This window comes from Kaistia nematophila (assembly GCF_026343855.1).
GTDB classification, from domain to species: domain Bacteria; phylum Pseudomonadota; class Alphaproteobacteria; order Rhizobiales; family Kaistiaceae; genus Kaistia; species Kaistia nematophila.
This window is the reverse complement of the sequence record NZ_JAPKNK010000005.1, coordinates 215,442-230,792: the sequence shown is the minus strand read 5'-3', so window position 1 is coordinate 230,792 and position 15,351 is coordinate 215,442. Positions and strand designations below refer to the sequence as shown.

Here is a 15,351-nt window from a genome sequence, read left to right as displayed (position 1 = left end):
TGATGAAGACCCTCAAGCAGGCCGCGCTGGCCGGCGTGGTCGCCCTGCTCGGCGCGTCCACGGCACATGCCGACCCGATCACCATCGAAGTCGAGCACTTCATGCCCGCCCACAACGTCTTCCACGAGAAGGTGGCGGCGGCGTTCATGGCGAAGCACCCCGACATCGTCATCAAGTTCCGCAACGCGCTGCCGAGCTATGACGAGCAGCACCAGGCGCTGCTGCGCGAGGCCATCACCAACAACCTCCCGGACGTCTATCACTCCGGCTACCACCTGCTGCCGGAAGTCGTCCATCAGCTCGAGAAGCGCGGCCAGGTCATCGCGCTCGACGACTACATGGCCAAGGAAGGCGAGGCGTGGGTCAACGCCAACTACGAGCCCTCGATCCTCAATCTCGGCAAGGTCGACGGCAAGCAGTACGGCATCGGCTTCAACGCCTCGACGCCGATCGTCTTCTACAATGCCGACCTGGTGAAGCAGGCCGGCGGCGATCCCGATCACTTCCCGACCAACTGGTCGGACATGATCGCGCTCGGCGCCAAGATCAAGGCAACCGGCGGCGACGTCGACGGCTTCGCCTACGACATCCACGCCTGGCCGGACGACTGGCTGTGGCGCTCGCTCATCCTCGAGCAGGGCGCGCAGGTCATGAAGGACGACAACAAGAGCGTCGCCTTCGACAATGGCTCGGGCCTCGAGGCTCTGAAGCTCGCCCGCAGCTTCGTCACCGACGGCAAGATGACGCTGCGCGATTTCGAGCAGTCCCGCCAGCAGTTCGCCGCCGGCAAGCTCGGCATCATCTTCGCCTCGCCGAACAGCGCGCGCGGCTTCTCCGACCTGATCGGCACCCGCTTCACGCTGATGTCCTCGACCTTCCCCGTCTCCAACCTGGAGAAGGGCGTCGTGCCGACCGGCGGCAACGGCATGATGATCCTCGCCAAGGACAAGGCGAAACAGGACGCGGCCTGGGAATACATCAAGTTTGCGACCAGCGCCGAAGGCCAGACCATCGCCGTGCTCGGCTCGGGCTACATGCCCACCAACAAGGCGGCGCTTGCGCCGGAATATCTCGGCAAGTTCTACGAAGAGAACCCGAACTGGTACACGAGCATCAAGCAGATCTCCCGCGCGGCGCCCTGGGGCGGTTACCCCGGCACCAATGGCGTGAAGATCTGGCGCACGCAGCGTGACATCATCGGCCAGGTGATGAGCGGCGACGTCTCCCCCGAGGACGGCATCGTCAAGATCACCGAGGCGACCAACGCCCTGTTGCCGAACTGAGCTTCCCACATCAGAAGCCATCCGCCGCGCGTGCTTCCACGCGCGGCCTTTCATCAGGTAAGACCTTGATCGATCTTGTCATATTTGACTGCGACGGCGTGCTCGTCGACAGCGAAATCCTCGCCGCGCAGGTGATCAGCGAGACGCTCGGCGCGATCGGACGGCCGATGTCGGTCGAGGATGTCGTCGCCGGGCTGGTCGGCCTGGACGCCGGCGCCACCCGACGCAAGCTGGAAGCCATGCACGGTACGGCCCTGCTGCCGGAATTCGAGGCCATGGTCGCGGAGCGGCTGGAGGCGGCCTTCCAGTCGCAGCTGAAGCCGGTCGCCGGCATCGCCGAGCTGCTGCGCGGCCTCGGCCAGCCCTATTGCGTCGCCTCGAACAGCGGCCACGAGCGGCTACGCTGCACCTTCGCGGCCACCGGGCTGGCGCCGCTGGTCGAAGGACGCGTGTTCAGCGCCGACGACGTGGCGCGCGGCAAGCCCGCCCCCGACCTGTTCCTGCACGCGGCGAAGTGCATGGGTGGCATCCCGCCCGAGAGATGCCTCGTGGTGGAAGACAGCGTCACCGGCGTCACCGCGGGCGTCGCCGCCGGCATGCGCGTGGTCGGCTTCTGCGGCGGCGGCCACATCCTGCCCGGCCACGACCAGCGCCTGCTGTCGCTCGGCGCCGACCTGGTCCTCACCGAACACCGCGAACTGGCCGCCCTGCCCTGGCTTTCCGCCAGCGCGGCTGCCCTTGCCTGAACCAGCCTTCCCGATTGCACAAAGGACCGTTCCCGATGAGCAGCATCGCTCCCTTCTCCCTGCCCGGCCGCTTCCTGCGCGGCAACATCCACACCCACACCACGCGTTCCGACGGCGCGCTCCCGGTCGAGGCGGTGATCCAGGCCTACCGCCAGTCCGGCTATGACTTCCTGTCGATCACCGACCATTTCCTGAAGCAGTACGACTTCCCGGTCACCGACACGCGCGCCTTCAGCGACGAGAGCTTCACCATGCTGCAGGGCGCCGAGATCCATGCGCCGCGCACCGAGGTAAGCGACCTCTGGCACCTCGTCGCCGTCGGCCTGCCGCTCGACTTCGCCCCGACCACGCCCGACGAGGATGGGCCGGCGCTCGCCCGCCGCGCCAAGGCGGCCGGCGCCTTTGTCGGCATCGCCCATCCCGGCTGGTACAGCCTGTCGCTCGCCGATGCCGAGACTTTGGTCGACGCCGCTCATTCGGTCGAGATCTACAACCATGGCTGCCAGGTCATGCACGACAAGGGCCATGGCGCCTATCTGCTCGACGGCCTGCTCGACAAGGGCCATCGCCTGACGACCTATGCCTGCGACGACGCCCACTTCAAGGCGGCCGATTTCGGCGGCGGCTGGATCGAGCTCAAGGCCGAGAGCAACAGCCCCGAGCACATCCTGGAGGCGCTCAAGGCCGGCAGCTTCTATTCGACCCAGGGCCCGCGCATCGACGACATCGATGTCACGGCGGACGCCGTCGAGGTCCGCTGCTCGTCCGCTTCGCGCGTGCTGGTCGCCGGACAGGGCTATCTGATGAGCCACAGCAGCGGCATCGCCATGACCCGCACCCGCGTCTCGCTGGCGCCGCTCGAAAAGAGCCCCTGGCTGCGCGTGATCGTCGTCGACGATACCGGCCGCAGCGCCTGGTCCAATCCGATCTGGAAGTGACGCCTTTGTCCCGGCCGTCGTCGACGGCCGGGTCATCTATCGTTGGAGACGGCGCCATCGTGGATGGACGCCGTCCCGATCGACCGGTCAGACGCGTTCGAGCGCGATGGCGATGCCCTGGCCAACGCCGATGCACATCGTCGAGAGCGAACGGCGGCCGCCATTCAGGCTCAGTTCCAGCGCGGCCGTGCCGGTGATCCGGGCGCCGGACATGCCGAGCGGATGCCCGAGCGCGATGGCGCCGCCATTGATGTTCACGCGCGCGTCGTCATCGGCGATGCCGAGATCGCGCAGGGTCGCGAGCCCCTGCGAGGCGAAGGCTTCGTTCAGTTCGATCACGTCGAAATCGGCTGCCTTGAGCCCGAGCCGCGCCATCAGCTTCTTCGAGGCCGGCGCCGGGCCGATGCCCATGATCCGCGGCGGCACGCCGGCCGCCGCCCCGCCGAGCACGCGGGCGATCGGCGTCAGGCCATGCCGCTTCGCGGCTTCCGCCGAGGCCAGGATCAGCGCGGCGGCGCCGTCATTGACGCCGGAGGCATTGCCGGCCGTGACGCTGCCGCCCTTGCGGAACGGCGTCGGCAGCTTGGCCAGCGCCTCGATCGTGGTGGCGCGCGGATGTTCGTCCCGATCGACCACGACCGGATCACCCTTGCGCTGCGGTATGGTTACAGCCGTGATTTCGCGCGCCAACCGTCCGTTTGCCTGCGCCGTTGCCGCCTTGGCCTGGCTCGCCAGCGCGAAGCGGTCCTGGTCCTCGCGCGAGACGGCGAAGTCCTCGGCGACATTCTCGCCGGTCTCCGGCATGGAATCGACGCCATACTGCGCCTTCATCAGCGGATTGATGAAGCGCCAGCCGATCGTCGTGTCATAGATCTCTGCGTTGCGGGAATAGGCGGCCTCGGCCTTCGGCATGACGAAGGGCGCGCGCGACATGCTCTCGACGCCGCCGGCGATCACCAGCTCCGCCTCGCCCGCCTTGATGGCGCGGGCAGCGGCGATCACGGCGTCCATGCCGGAGCCGCAGAGACGGTTGATCGTCGTGCCGGAAACGCCGACCGGCAACCCGGCCAGAAGCGACGACATGCGCGCCACGTTGCGATTGTCGTCGCCTGCCTGGTTGGCGCAGCCGAAGATCACGTCGTCGACGGCCTCCCAGTCGACGCCGGCATTGCGGGCGACCAGCGCCCGGAGCGGAACGGCGCCGAGATCGTCGGCGCGAACCGAGGCGAGCGCGCCGCCGAAGCGGCCGATCGGGGTCCGGATATAGTCGCAGATAAAGACGTCGGTCATCTCAGAGCTCCGGAACGATCAGATCGGCAACGCTGCCGTTGTTGACGAGTTCGGCGCCGGTTACGGCCTGCAATTGGTCGAGCGACAGGGATGGCAGCTTCTCGCGCAGGACGAAGCGGCCACCCTCGATGTCGATCACCGCCAGCGAGGTATAGACGCGCGTCACGCAGGCGACGCCGGTCAGCGGCAGGGTACAGCGCTGCAGCAGCTTCGGCCTGCCGTCCTTGGTGACATGGTCGGTGATGACGGCGACGCGCTTGGCGCCATGCACGAGATCCATCGCGCCACCCACCGCAGGCACGCCCTTGGGCCCGGTCGACCAGTTGGCGAGGTCGCCGTTTTCCGCCACTTCATAGGCGCCGAGGATCGCCACATCGAGATGGCCGCCGCGCACCATGGCGAAACTGTCGGCATGGTGGAAGAAGGCCGAGCCGGGCTTCAGCGTCACCGCGCGCTTGCCGGCGTTGATCAGGTCCCAGTCTTCCTCGCCGCTCGGCGGCGCCTCGCCGAAGTTCAGGATGCCGTTCTCGGTGTGAAAGATCGCCTCGCGGCCGGGCGGCTGGTACTGCGCGACCTTCTCCGGGAAGCCGATGCCGAGGTTGACATAGGCGCCGTCATGAATGTCCTGCGCGGCGCGCCAGGCGATCTGATTGTTGGTCAGCTTGGCGGCCATGTCAGGCAACTCCCGGATAGACGGCGTTGGCGCGGTTCAGATCCTCTTCCTGCTGCGCGTGGGCGACCTCGACCACTTTCTGGACGAAGATGCCGGGCGTCACGACCGTCTCCGGGTCGATGCCGCCGGCGAGCACGATCTGGCTCGCCTGCACCACGGTCTCGGCCGCGGCCATGCACATCAGCGGATTGAAGTTCCGCGCCGCGGCCCGATAGGCGAGATTGCCATGCGTGTCGGCCGTTTCCGCCTTCACCAGCGCCACGTCGGCCTTCAGCCAGCGCTCCTGCACGTAGGAGCGGCCGTCAAACTCGGCGACCGGCTTGCCCCTGGCGAGGTCCGTGCCATAGGAGGTCGGGGTGTAGAAGGCCGGGATGCCGGCGCCGCCGGCGCGGATGCGCTCGGCCAGCGTGCCCTGCGGCACCAGTTCCAGCTCGATCTTGCCGGCCAGGTAGAGCTCGGTGAACACCACCGGATCGGCGGAGCGCGGGAAGGAGCAGATCAGCTTCTTCACCATCCCCGCTTCGATCAGCGCGGCCAGGCCGACATGGCCGTTGCCGGCATTGTTGTTGATGATCGTCAGCGCCTTGGGATGGCCGGTGGCGCGGAAGCGATCGATGAGCGCGTGGATCAGTTCGATGGGCGAGCCTGCTCCACCAAAGCCACCGATCATCACGGTCATGCCGTCCCCGATCCCGGCCACGGCGGTGGCGAGGTCTGTGACTGTCTTGTCCATGCAAATTCCCCTGGCGCCCTGGCCCGGAACCGCCCGGCGCAGCCAAGGGATAGGCCGGGTACGCTCTTCCGTCCATCCAATTTGTGCGATATCATTCATTTGTTCGAATATCGCTCAAATTGGATAACCGGCGCCATGACCATTCCCGAACGCGACCTGATGGGCGGCCTCGCCAAGGGGCTATCTGTCATCGAGACGTTCAGCCCCGACCATCCGCGCCAGTCGATTTCCGAAGTCGCGGCGGCGAGCGGGCTCGACCGTGCCACCGCGCGGCGCTGCCTGCTGACGCTCGCCCATCTCGGCTATGCCGACTATGACGGGAAATACTTCACGCTGACGCCGCGCGTGCTGCGGCTCGGCACGGCCTGCCTCGCCACCATGCCGCTGCCGCAGCTCGTACAGCCGCTGCTCGACCAATTGTCCGAGACGATCGGCGAGAGCTCGTCGGTCTCGATCCTCGATGGCGACGAGATCGTCTATGTCGCCCGCGCCGCGCAGCGAAAGGTGATGTCGATCGCGCTGATGCCGGGCTCGCGCCTGCCGGCCTATTGCACCTCGATGGGCCGGGTGCTGCTCGCGGCCCTGCCGGAGGCCGAGGCCCGCGAACGCCTGGGCGCCGGCCCGCTGCCGCGCCGCACGCCGCACACGCTGACGGACCCGGAAGCGGTGCTGGCCGAGATCGCCCGCGTTCGCGCCAATGGCTATGCCGCCATCGACCAGGAAGTGGAGATGGGCCTGCGCTCGATCGCCGTCCCGCTGATGACGGCGCGGCGCGTCACCGTCGCCGCCGTCAATCTAGGCCTGCCGGCCCGCGGCGAGCCGATCGAGGCCATCATCGAGCGCTATCTGCCGGCCCTCCAGGAGGTCGGCCGGAAGATGCGGGAAATCCTGCGCTGAAGGCGCTCCAGCTCTTTGCTTGGTCGCGTCTTCTTCACGCGAACCGGTATCCGCTTCGCTCGAAACGCTCTAGCCCTTGCCCGCGGCGGTGATCAGGTCGGCCGCCCGCTCGCCGATCATCACCGCCGGCGCGTGGGTGTTTCCCGACACGATCGTCGGCATCACCGAGCAATCCGCGATCCGCAATCCCTGCAGCCCGTGCACCCGGAGTTCCGGATCGACGACGGCCTGCGCGTCATGCCCCATCCGCGCGGTGCCGACCGGGTGGAAGATCGTGGTGCCGATTTCGCCGGCCAGCCGCGCCAGCGTTTCGTCATCCCCCGGGCCGGGACCCGGCTTGATCTCGGTCGGCCGATAGCGGGCCAGATGCGGCTGCGCCATCAGGCGGCGGGCGTGGCGGATGCTGTCGGCGGCGACCACGCGGTCCGCCTCGGTCGACAAATAGTTCGGCTGGATCGCAGGCGCGGCCTGCGGATCGGCGGTCGCGGCATGGGTCGCGCCCCGGCTCGTCGGCCGCAGGTTGCAGACCGAGACCGTCAGCGCCGGCGTCCGGTGCAGCGGCTGGCCGAAGGCATCCAGCGACAGCGGCTGGACGTGATATTCGATGTTGGCGCGGTTATGCGCCGGGCCGCTGCGGGTGAAAATGCCAAGTTGGCTCGGCGCCATCGACATCGGCCCGCTCTGCGTCAGCGCATACTGAAGCGCGATACCGGCCTTGCCCCAGAGCGTTGCGGCCCGGTCGTTCAGCGTCCGCGCCCCGGTGATCGAATAGATCGTGCGCAGCTGCAGGTGATCCTGCAGGTTCTCGCCGACGCCCGGCAGGGCGTGCGCCAGCGGAACGCCGATGCGCTCCAGAACGCCCGCCTGGCCGATGCCCGAGAGTTCGAGGATCTGCGGCGAGCCGATCGCACCGGCGGAAAGAACCACCTCCTGGCGGGCATGCGCCTCGAACAGATCGCCGCCGCGCGCGAAGACGACGCCGGTGACGCGCCGGCCCTCCATTTGCAGCCGCCGGACATGGCATTCCGTCAGGATCGTCAGGTTGGGCCGCCGGCGCGCCGGATCCAGGAAGGCCTTGCGCGCGTTCCAGCGAATGCCGCGCTTCTGGTTGACCGGAAAATAGCCGACACCTTCATTGTCGCCGGCGTTGAAATCGGCGGCGGCCGGAATGCCCATCTCCTCGGCCGCCCTCGCCACCTCGTCGAGAATCGGCCAGTGCAGGCGCTGCTGCTCGACGCGCAGTTCGCCCGTCGTGCCATGCGCCTCGTCGGCGGCGCCGAAATGTCGCTCGGAGCGGCGGAACAGCGGCAGCACGTCCGACCAGCCCCAGCCGTCATTGCCGAGTTCGCGCCAGCCGTCATAGTCCTGCGCCTGACCGCGCATGTAGATCATGCCGTTGATCGAGGAACAGCCGCCGAGCACCTTGCCGCGCGGATAGAGCAGGCTTCGACCATTCAGGCCCGGGACGGCCTCGGTCTTGAAACCCCAGTCGAGCCGCGGATTGCCGATGGCGAACAGATAGCCGACCGGAATGTGCACCCACGGGTGGTTGTCGCTCTTGCCGGCCTCGATGAGCAGGACGCGCCGGGCCGGATCCGCCGACAGGCGGTTGGCGATCACGGAGCCGGACGATCCGGCCCCGACGATCACGACGTCAAAGGTGCCGAAATCGGCCGGCCGCGGGTTGGCATGGTTCATCGAATTGGTTCCGGGGGCGGCCTGACGACGCGCATTTCGGGCAATCGGGGACGGCGATCGCCTACATGAAGCGCGAGGAATCCACGAGGTCGAACATGCCGCCGCCGAGTTCCTTGTGCAGGCGATGCCAGCGGCGGTCCAGATAGACGAGCGAATGGTCCTCCGGAGCGGTGTCCTCCGGATGCGCCTCGCCTTCCAGCAATTCGGCCGCAACCAGCGTCGCGCCCTCGATCGGCAGGACGCCGAGCCTCCGGGCGCGGAACCAGGTGGAGACGCCCGTATAGCGCGGTTCGCCGGAGGGAAGCCGTTCCCAGGCGCCGCCCGGCGGGAAGCGGTCCGCGCCGCTCGACGCGCAGAGTTGCGCCAGGTCGATATCGGCGTAGCGCAAGAGATGGATCACCATCGTCTCGGCCCGGAGCAGCGGCTCGGACGAACCCGACTTCATCGACAGCGAGAAGGCTACCACCGGCGGCGCGGCGCTGACAGAGATCAGCGAGGACACAGTCATCGCGACGGGCCGCTCGCCGGGATCGGCGGTAATCACGGCCACGCCGGCAGGATGGCGGCGGAAGGCCTCGCGGAAGGCGTTGGTCATCGGGTGCAGGCTCATCGACGTGCCTCTTCTCAGCATGGAAAGGGGGCCGGGCGGCAAGACCGCCCGGCCCTTCGAACTACTTCTTCTCGATCAGATCGTAGAACTGCCAGACGCGGTTGTTCCAGCTGCCTCCGAGATCGCGGCCGGCCGACGTCACGACCGACGGAGCGATGGTGAAGTGGTTGGCCGCCACCATCATCTCACGGAAGGTGCGCTGGATCACGCCCGCGCGCAGCGAGGCGCCGCCGCCGGCGCGATAGGCGAAGTTGCAGACGTCGACGCCGACCTCGTGGATCTCCGACTTGGCGAGGTGCACCAGGCTGATCTGATGGGTCGAGACGCTCTCGCCGGCCTCGACCGTCGCCTCGATGCCGCGCCAGACTTCGAAGACGAAGGCGCGGGCGGCGCGGTAGCGGGCCTCGGCCCGGCCGTAGTCATACCAGAACTTCTCGCTCTCGCCGATCAGGCCGGCGCGGCCCGACTTGGCGCGGGCGAACTTGGCGATCTCGTCGAGCATGCGGCGGCCGGTGCCGAGCGCCCAGCCGGTATGGCCGATGGCGGCGAGGCCGACGACGCCGAGGCTGAAGAACTCCTTCTGGCGCAGCGGCGGCGCGGTCAGGATCGGGAAGACGAGGTCGTCGGCGATGAAGACGTCCTCGGCCGCATAGTCGATGCTGCCGGTGCCGCCGAGGCCGAGCACGTCCCAGTTGCCGAGTTGCTTGTGCTCGGAGATCGGCGCGTGGGCGCACATGACGATGACGTTGCCGTTGGCGTCCTTGGCCGGCTTGCCGGTGCCGTCGTCGACGAAGGCGGCGCTATGCGAATAGGTGGCGTGGCTGAAGCCGCTGCCATAGCTCCACTTTCCGGTCAGGCGATAGCCGTCCTCGACCTTCTTCAGCATGCCGAGCGGCGCGCCCTGCCCCGAGAAGCGGTTGTCGGTGCCCGGCGCGAACAGCCGCTCGACGGCGCTGTCGGGCAGGAAGGCGGCCGACATCGCGCCGATGCAGCAATGCACCATCGAAACCCAGCCGGCGGAGCCCGAATGCCAGGTGATCGCCTCGAGCAATTCGAGCGCCTGCGTCGGCGGCAGCTGCGCGCCGCCAAGGCTCTCGGCCGCGAAGACGTGCGACATGCGAAGCTGCTTCAACGCCTCGAAGGTCTCCGGCGTCAGTTCGCCGTTCTTCTCGTCGGCGTCGGCATTGGCTTCGAGGATCGGGCCGATCTCGGCGATCTTCTTCAGCAGGTCGCGATAGTCGACCGTCGTGCCCCAGGGGCTGTGCTTGATGGGCTTGTTCATGAACTTTTCCTCCACTTTGAAATCGGTTCAGCCGGCGAGGAAATCGCCGACCTGGGTCAGGGTCCCGGGCTTTTCCTGCATGACGAAGTGACCGGCGTCCTCCACCAGGATCAGCCTCGCGTCCGGCAGGGCGTCGACGAAGAGCGGCGCCTGGCTGGCCGGCAGAAGGCGATCCTCCTCGCCCCAGACGACCAGCGCGGGATTGTTGATGCGTCCCAGGAAACGCCGCAGGTTCGGGTGCCCCATGCCGAAGGGCGCAAGCAGGCGGCCGAGCGTCTCGCCCTCGCGGGCGCGGTCGGTGCCGAACGCCTCGGCGAAGGCGGCATCCGAGCCGTCCGGGAAGTAGCGGAGCGCCACGGAGACGTCATGCGCCAGATAGGCCGGCAGGTCCTGCGGCGCGAGCGCGCCGAGATTGGTGGCCGGATGGGCGGGATCGTTCAGGCCCGCCGGCGCGACCAGCACCACCTTGTCGAAGCGCTCGCGCGCCACGCCGGCGAGCTCAGTCGCCATCCAGCCGCCCATAGAGAAGCCCATCAGGTGCGGCTTCTCCTCAAGGTCCAGCGCGTCGAGCAGGTCGAGATAGTGAACGACCATGTCGGACATGCCCGCGACATGCGGCGCGGCGCCGGAAAAGCCGAAACCCGGATGGCTGGCGCAGAGTACCCGGAAGCGGTCGGCGAGGCCGGCGGCGAAGTCGAAGCCTTCCAGCGTCGAAGCGCCATGCAGGAAGAGGATCGGCTTGCCCTTGCCGATCGCCTTGATCACCGTCCTGGTGCCACCGACGTCATATTCGAGCGTCTCGAATGAAACGGCCATGTTCATACCTCCTCAGACAAATTCCGGTTGGATCAGCACCTTGCACTGGGTCGTGCGACGGCGAAGGCTTTCGAAGATCTGCGGCACGGGCGACAGATCGATACGGTCGGTGATCAGCCCCTGCGGCGCGAACGGCCCGCCGCGCAACGCGTCGAGCGCGACGCCGAATTCGCTGCGCTGGTCGAAGAAGACCGAGAAGAGCAGGTTCACTTCCTTCGACAGGGCGACGAACGGATCCCATTCGTCGCCGCCGATGCAGAGACCGACGCCGACCACCGTGCCCTGCAGGCGAACGGATTCGACCGCCTTGCCGAGCAGGCCGCGCTTGCCGACGCATTCGAAGACGATGTCCGGCGCGCCGCCGCAGGCATCGGCGAGGTTCTCGCTAAGGCGCTCACCGGACAGGACGAAGCCCGTCGCGCCGAGCGCCAGAGCCCGCTCCCGCTGGTGTTCATGAATGTCGGCGACAACCACATGCGACGCGCCCATCCGCCGCGCCCAGAAGGCGACGAGCAGGCCGATCGGCCCCGCGCCGATGATGGCGACGCGGTCGCCAGGCTTCATGCCCGAACGGACGATGCAGTGGAGCGCGACCGAAAGTGGCTCGGCCAGAGCACCATCCTCGAGCGGCACGTCATCGGGCAGGATCCGGCACTGGCGCGCCGCGACCGTCGCATATTCGGCATAGCCGCCGCCGATCAGAACCATCTCGGCGCAGCGCGCCGGATCGCCACGACGGCAGGAGGCGCAATGCCCGCAGCCGCGCATCGGCACGACGGCGACACGATCGCCGATGCGGAGATCGGAAACCTCCGAACCGACGGCGACGACATCGCCGGCGAATTCATGGCCGAGCACGAAGCCCGCGCCGATGCCGAACGGCACCGGGTCCTCGGTGATATGCAGGTCGCTACCGCAGATGCCGCAGGCGGCGACGCGCAGGACGACCTCGTCCGGAGCCGGCGCCGGGTCCGGCACGCTGCCGATCCGCAGCGGACTGCCAACCGTGTCGAAAATGGCCGCTTTCATGAAACTCCCTCCTGTCAGCGGTTCGGATCGACGAGCTTGCGCCGGATCGGGAACCATGGCGCATCCCATCGTTTCGAGATCAGGCCCCAGATCCCGGTGCGCGCGTAGAGCGCGACCAGCAGCGTCATGACGCCGAGGACGACGAAATAGGTGGCGCCGTACTCGCCGAAATAGCGATCCGCGATGAAGAAGATCAGCGCGCCAATCAGCACCCCCTCGATCGAGCCGATGCCGCCGACCATGACGATGAAGATAGCGACGTTGGCCCACATCGGGTCGAAGGCCGAGCCAGGCGTGATGCGCAGCTGCGCCATGAAATAGATCGCGCCGGCAAGGCCGCAGCCGACCGCCGAGGCGACGTAGATCAGGAAGCGGAGCTTGGCGACGTTGACGCCCTGGCTGGCGGCGGCGACCGGGTTGTCGCGCATGGCGATCAAGGCGAGCCCGTAGCGCGAACGCAGCAGCCAGTAGCTGCCGCCCACCGTCAAGAGCAGCATCCCGGCGCAGAGCAGCGACATGGCGAGGTTCCGCTCGAAGGCGGAATAGTCCTTCATCACCCGCAGCGACATGCCGGCGCCGGCATTGACGAGCGGCAGGTTGGAGCAGACCAGCCGGAACACCTCCGCCACCACCCAGGTGCCGATCGAGAAATACGGCCCGTCGAGCCGATGCAGCAGCAGGTAGATCGGCACGGCCAGCACGGCCGGCACCAGCAGCGACAGGAAGACCGCCACGAAGGGATTGATGCCGAAGGTCTGCGCCAGCACGAAGAGCGCATAGCCGGCCGCGCCCATGAAGGCCTGCTGGCCGACGGACACCAGACCGGCATAGCCGGCGAGCAGGTTCCACATCTGCGCGACGGCGATGTAGCAGCAGAGGATGAGGATCGACCGGATCGTGCCGGTCGACGCCCACCACGGCATGGCGGCGACCGCGACCACGCCCAGCACCGCGAGCGTCATGGCGATGCGGCCGGACGAGGTCTGGCGCTGGACCAAGACGTCGGGAGCCTCGGAGACGGCATAGGGAATTGCACTCATGTCGATGCCTTTCCGAACAGGCCCTGCGGGCGGGTCGCCAGCACGATCAGGAAGACGATGTGGCCGGCGAGCACGCCGAAGCCCGGATCGATACGGAAGCCGATGGCCTGCGAGATGCCGAGGACCATCGAGCCGAGGAAGGCACCCCAGACGGCGCCCATGCCGCCGATGATCACTGCCTCGAAGGCATAGATCAGCTGGGCCGGACCATCGGCCGGCGCCACGGTCGAGCGCAGCGACTGGAAGACCGCCGCGAAACCGAGGATGCCGACCGCTACCGCCGTCGCCAGCGCATAGACGGCGCGCGGGTTGATGCCGGTCATCGCCGCCGCCTCGACATCGGCCGAAGCGGCGCGGAGCGCGCGGCCGAAGCGGGTGTGCTTCAGCATCATGTCGACGCCCCAGGTCAGGCCGGTGGCGACCGCGAGCACGATCAGCGGCAGCAGGCCGACATAGATGCCGCCGATCTCGATCGACTGGCTCTCGATGCCGTGGCCAGGCAGCGAGCGGCTGTTGGCCGACCAGATCTGCAGCATCAGGTTCTGCAGCGCGATCGACAGGCCGAAGGTGGCGATCAGCGAGGGCAGCGGGTCGCTGCCGACGACGCGGTTCAGCACCGCCTTCTGCAGCACCCAGCCCATCAGCACCGCGAGCGGCACCAGGATGATCAGCACCGAGACGGGCGCGAGGCCCCAGGCGGTCGCCATCGAGATGCCGATCAGCGACAGCAGGATGACGAGGTCGCCATGGCTGATGTTGACGATCCGCATGACGCCGAACATCAGCGCCATGCCGAGCGCATATTGGGCATACATGCCGCCCAGCAGGATGCCCTGCACCAATGCGTCAAACCACTCCATGGCCCGCTCCAAAGTAAGCTTTGCTGATTTGGTCGCGCGTGACGTCGCCGGATTTGCCGGTCAGGGTCACGCGCCCTTCCAGCATGCAGTACAGGCGGTCGGAGGCGGACTGGGCGAGGCCCACGTCCTGCTCGACCACGATCACCGCCGTGCCGGTGGCGCGGATCTCCGGCAAGGCGGCGTAGATCTCGCGGATCACCTTGGGCGCGAGGCCGAGGCTGATCTCGTCGCAGAGCAGCACGCGCGGCTGGCAGAGCAGCGCCCGGCCGATGGCGACCATCTGCTGCTGCCCGCCCGACAGGCTCTGCACCTGCGCCCTCGCCTTCTCGGAGAGGATCGGGAACAGCTTGTGCAGCCGCGCCAGCGTCCAGCCGCCCTTGGCGCCGATACGGGCCGCCTGATCCATGGCGACGCGCAGATTGTCCTCGACCGACATGCCGGTGAAGAGGCGGCGGCCTTCCGGCACGATGGCGATGCCCTTCTGAACCATGCGGTCGGTCGCCGTGCCGCCGACGGGCTCGCCGTTCAGCCGCACCATCTCGCGCGCCACGGGCAGGAGCCCCATGATCGAGCGCAGGAAGGTCGACTTGCCGGCCCCGTTGGCGCCGATCAGCGCCACGGCCTCGCCCTCGTGCAGTTCGGTATCGACGCCGTAGAGCGCCTGGAAATCGCCATAGCGGGCGACGAGCCCGTGGGTGGAAAGGACGGCGGTCATACCTCGATCCCCATATAGACGCGCTGGACCTCGGGCAGCGCGATCACCTCGGCCGGCACACCCTCGGCGATCTTCTCGCCGAAGTTCAGCACCATCAGCCGGTCGGCCACCGCCATCAGCGCGTGCAGCACGTGCTCTATCCACACGATGGTGACTCCGCGGTCGCGGATGCGGCGCACCAGCGCCACCAGCGCCTTCGATTCATCCTCGGTCAGGCCGCCCGCGATCTCGTCCAGAAGCAGGAGCTTCGGATCCGAGGCGAGCGCGCGCGCCAGTTCGAGCCGCTTGCGGTCGAGCAGCGTCAACGCACCGGCGGAGACATTCGCCTTGTCGGCGAGTTCGCACTGGCGCAGCACCTCGGCGCAGAAAGCGTAGCTCTGCTTCTCCGACCGGCCGCCGCCGAAGGCGGCGGCGACCAGCAGGTTCTCGAAGGTGGTCATGCCCGAATAGGGACGCGGGATCTGGTAGGTGCGCCCGACCCCCATCTGGCAGCGTCGATAGGGTGGCTCGCCGCGCAGCGCCGTTTCGCCGAGTTGGATCTCGCCGCCCGACACCTTCAGATCGCCGCTGATCATGTTGAACAGCGTCGTCTTGCCGGCGCCGTTCGGGCCGAGGATGCCAAGCACCTCGCCCCGACGGACATCGAAGCTCACCTCGTGCAGGACGCGGGCGGCGCCGAAGGACTTCGACACACCGCGCGCTTTCAGCAGGATTTCCCTGTCCATCACTCCCCCCGCGTCC

Annotated in this window: 16 protein-coding genes; 4 read left to right on the top strand and 12 right to left on the bottom strand. The window is 67.8% G+C overall.

Annotated features, from left to right (window positions below; translation table 11 throughout):
- Nucleotides 1-2: 2 nt before the first annotated feature.
- The 3 genes from OSH07_RS14035 to OSH07_RS14025 all read left to right on the top strand — a co-directional run bounded on the left by OSH07_RS14035 (nt 3) and on the right by OSH07_RS14025 (nt 2,967).
- Nucleotides 3-1,283: an ABC transporter substrate-binding protein gene (locus tag OSH07_RS14035; protein WP_266339287.1), complete on the top strand. Its 1,281-nt coding sequence runs from the start codon at nt 3-5 to the stop codon at nt 1,281-1,283.
- A 65-nt stretch (nt 1,284-1,348) separates the two neighbouring features.
- On the top strand, nt 1,349-2,029 hold the full coding sequence (locus tag OSH07_RS14030) for an HAD family hydrolase (protein WP_266339286.1): 681 nt from the start codon (nt 1,349-1,351) through the stop codon (nt 2,027-2,029).
- Between the two features lie 35 nt (nt 2,030-2,064).
- Entirely contained in the window at nt 2,065-2,967 is a 903-nt protein-coding gene (locus OSH07_RS14025) for a CehA/McbA family metallohydrolase (RefSeq protein ID WP_266339285.1), read from the top strand.
- 87 nt (nt 2,968-3,054) lie between these two features.
- Here the strand turns inward: OSH07_RS14025 and pcaF are convergent, their stop codons facing one another.
- Genes pcaF through OSH07_RS14010 form a run of 3 tightly spaced genes read right to left on the bottom strand, consistent with a single transcriptional unit; the run spans nt 3,055 to nt 5,663 of the window.
- Nucleotides 3,055-4,257, bottom strand: a complete 1,203-nt coding sequence (pcaF, locus tag OSH07_RS14020) for a 3-oxoadipyl-CoA thiolase (protein WP_266339284.1) — start codon at nt 4,255-4,257, stop codon at nt 3,055-3,057.
- 1 nt (nt 4,258) lies between these two features.
- A complete protein-coding gene (locus OSH07_RS14015) occupies nt 4,259-4,930 on the bottom strand; it encodes a 3-oxoacid CoA-transferase subunit B (protein ID WP_266339283.1) in 672 nt (223 codons plus the stop codon).
- Between the two features lies 1 nt (nt 4,931).
- Complete coding sequence (locus OSH07_RS14010) at nt 4,932-5,663, bottom strand: 3-oxoacid CoA-transferase subunit A (protein WP_266339282.1); 732 nt, start codon at nt 5,661-5,663, stop codon at nt 4,932-4,934.
- 135 nt (nt 5,664-5,798) lie between these two features.
- On the opposite strand from OSH07_RS14010, the gene OSH07_RS14005 reads away from it, so the two are divergent.
- Complete coding sequence (locus OSH07_RS14005; protein WP_266339281.1) at nt 5,799-6,560, top strand: IclR family transcriptional regulator; 762 nt, start codon at nt 5,799-5,801, stop codon at nt 6,558-6,560.
- Between the two features lie 69 nt (nt 6,561-6,629).
- Here OSH07_RS14005 and OSH07_RS14000 read toward each other — a convergent pair whose 3' ends face one another.
- From OSH07_RS14000 to OSH07_RS13960, 9 genes are all read right to left on the bottom strand, one after another.
- Nucleotides 6,630-8,258: a GMC family oxidoreductase gene (locus tag OSH07_RS14000; RefSeq protein ID WP_266339280.1), complete on the bottom strand. Its 1,629-nt coding sequence runs from the start codon at nt 8,256-8,258 to the stop codon at nt 6,630-6,632.
- Nucleotides 8,259-8,319: 61 nt separating this feature from the next.
- Nucleotides 8,320-8,868, bottom strand: a complete 549-nt coding sequence (locus OSH07_RS13995; RefSeq protein WP_266339279.1) for a flavin reductase family protein — start codon at nt 8,866-8,868, stop codon at nt 8,320-8,322.
- A gap of 61 nt (nt 8,869-8,929) precedes the next feature.
- A complete protein-coding gene (locus tag OSH07_RS13990; RefSeq protein ID WP_266339278.1) occupies nt 8,930-10,150 on the bottom strand; it encodes an acyl-CoA dehydrogenase family protein in 1,221 nt (406 codons plus the stop codon).
- 27 nt (nt 10,151-10,177) lie between these two features.
- Nucleotides 10,178-10,966 carry an alpha/beta fold hydrolase gene (locus OSH07_RS13985; RefSeq protein WP_266339277.1) on the bottom strand — a complete coding sequence of 263 codons (789 nt, stop codon included), beginning with the start codon at nt 10,964-10,966 and terminating at the stop codon, nt 10,178-10,180.
- Nucleotides 10,967-10,978: 12 nt separating this feature from the next.
- Nucleotides 10,979-11,995 (bottom strand): zinc-dependent alcohol dehydrogenase, encoded by a 1,017-nt coding sequence (locus OSH07_RS13980; RefSeq protein WP_266339276.1) that lies wholly within the window; start codon nt 11,993-11,995, stop codon nt 10,979-10,981.
- Between the two features lie 14 nt (nt 11,996-12,009).
- Nucleotides 12,010-13,035, bottom strand: a complete 1,026-nt coding sequence (locus OSH07_RS13975; protein WP_266339275.1) for a branched-chain amino acid ABC transporter permease — start codon at nt 13,033-13,035, stop codon at nt 12,010-12,012.
- Entirely contained in the window at nt 13,032-13,895 is an 864-nt protein-coding gene (locus tag OSH07_RS13970) for a branched-chain amino acid ABC transporter permease (protein WP_266339274.1), read from the bottom strand. The genes OSH07_RS13975 and OSH07_RS13970 overlap by 4 nt, the downstream gene beginning before the upstream one ends.
- On the bottom strand, nt 13,882-14,610 hold the full coding sequence (locus OSH07_RS13965; protein ID WP_266339273.1) for an ABC transporter ATP-binding protein: 729 nt from the start codon (nt 14,608-14,610) through the stop codon (nt 13,882-13,884). Before OSH07_RS13965 ends, OSH07_RS13970 begins: the two co-directional genes overlap by 14 nt.
- On the bottom strand, nt 14,607-15,335 hold the full coding sequence (locus OSH07_RS13960; protein ID WP_266339392.1) for an ABC transporter ATP-binding protein: 729 nt from the start codon (nt 15,333-15,335) through the stop codon (nt 14,607-14,609). The genes OSH07_RS13965 and OSH07_RS13960 overlap by 4 nt, the downstream gene beginning before the upstream one ends.
- Nucleotides 15,336-15,351: the final 16 nt, after the last annotated feature.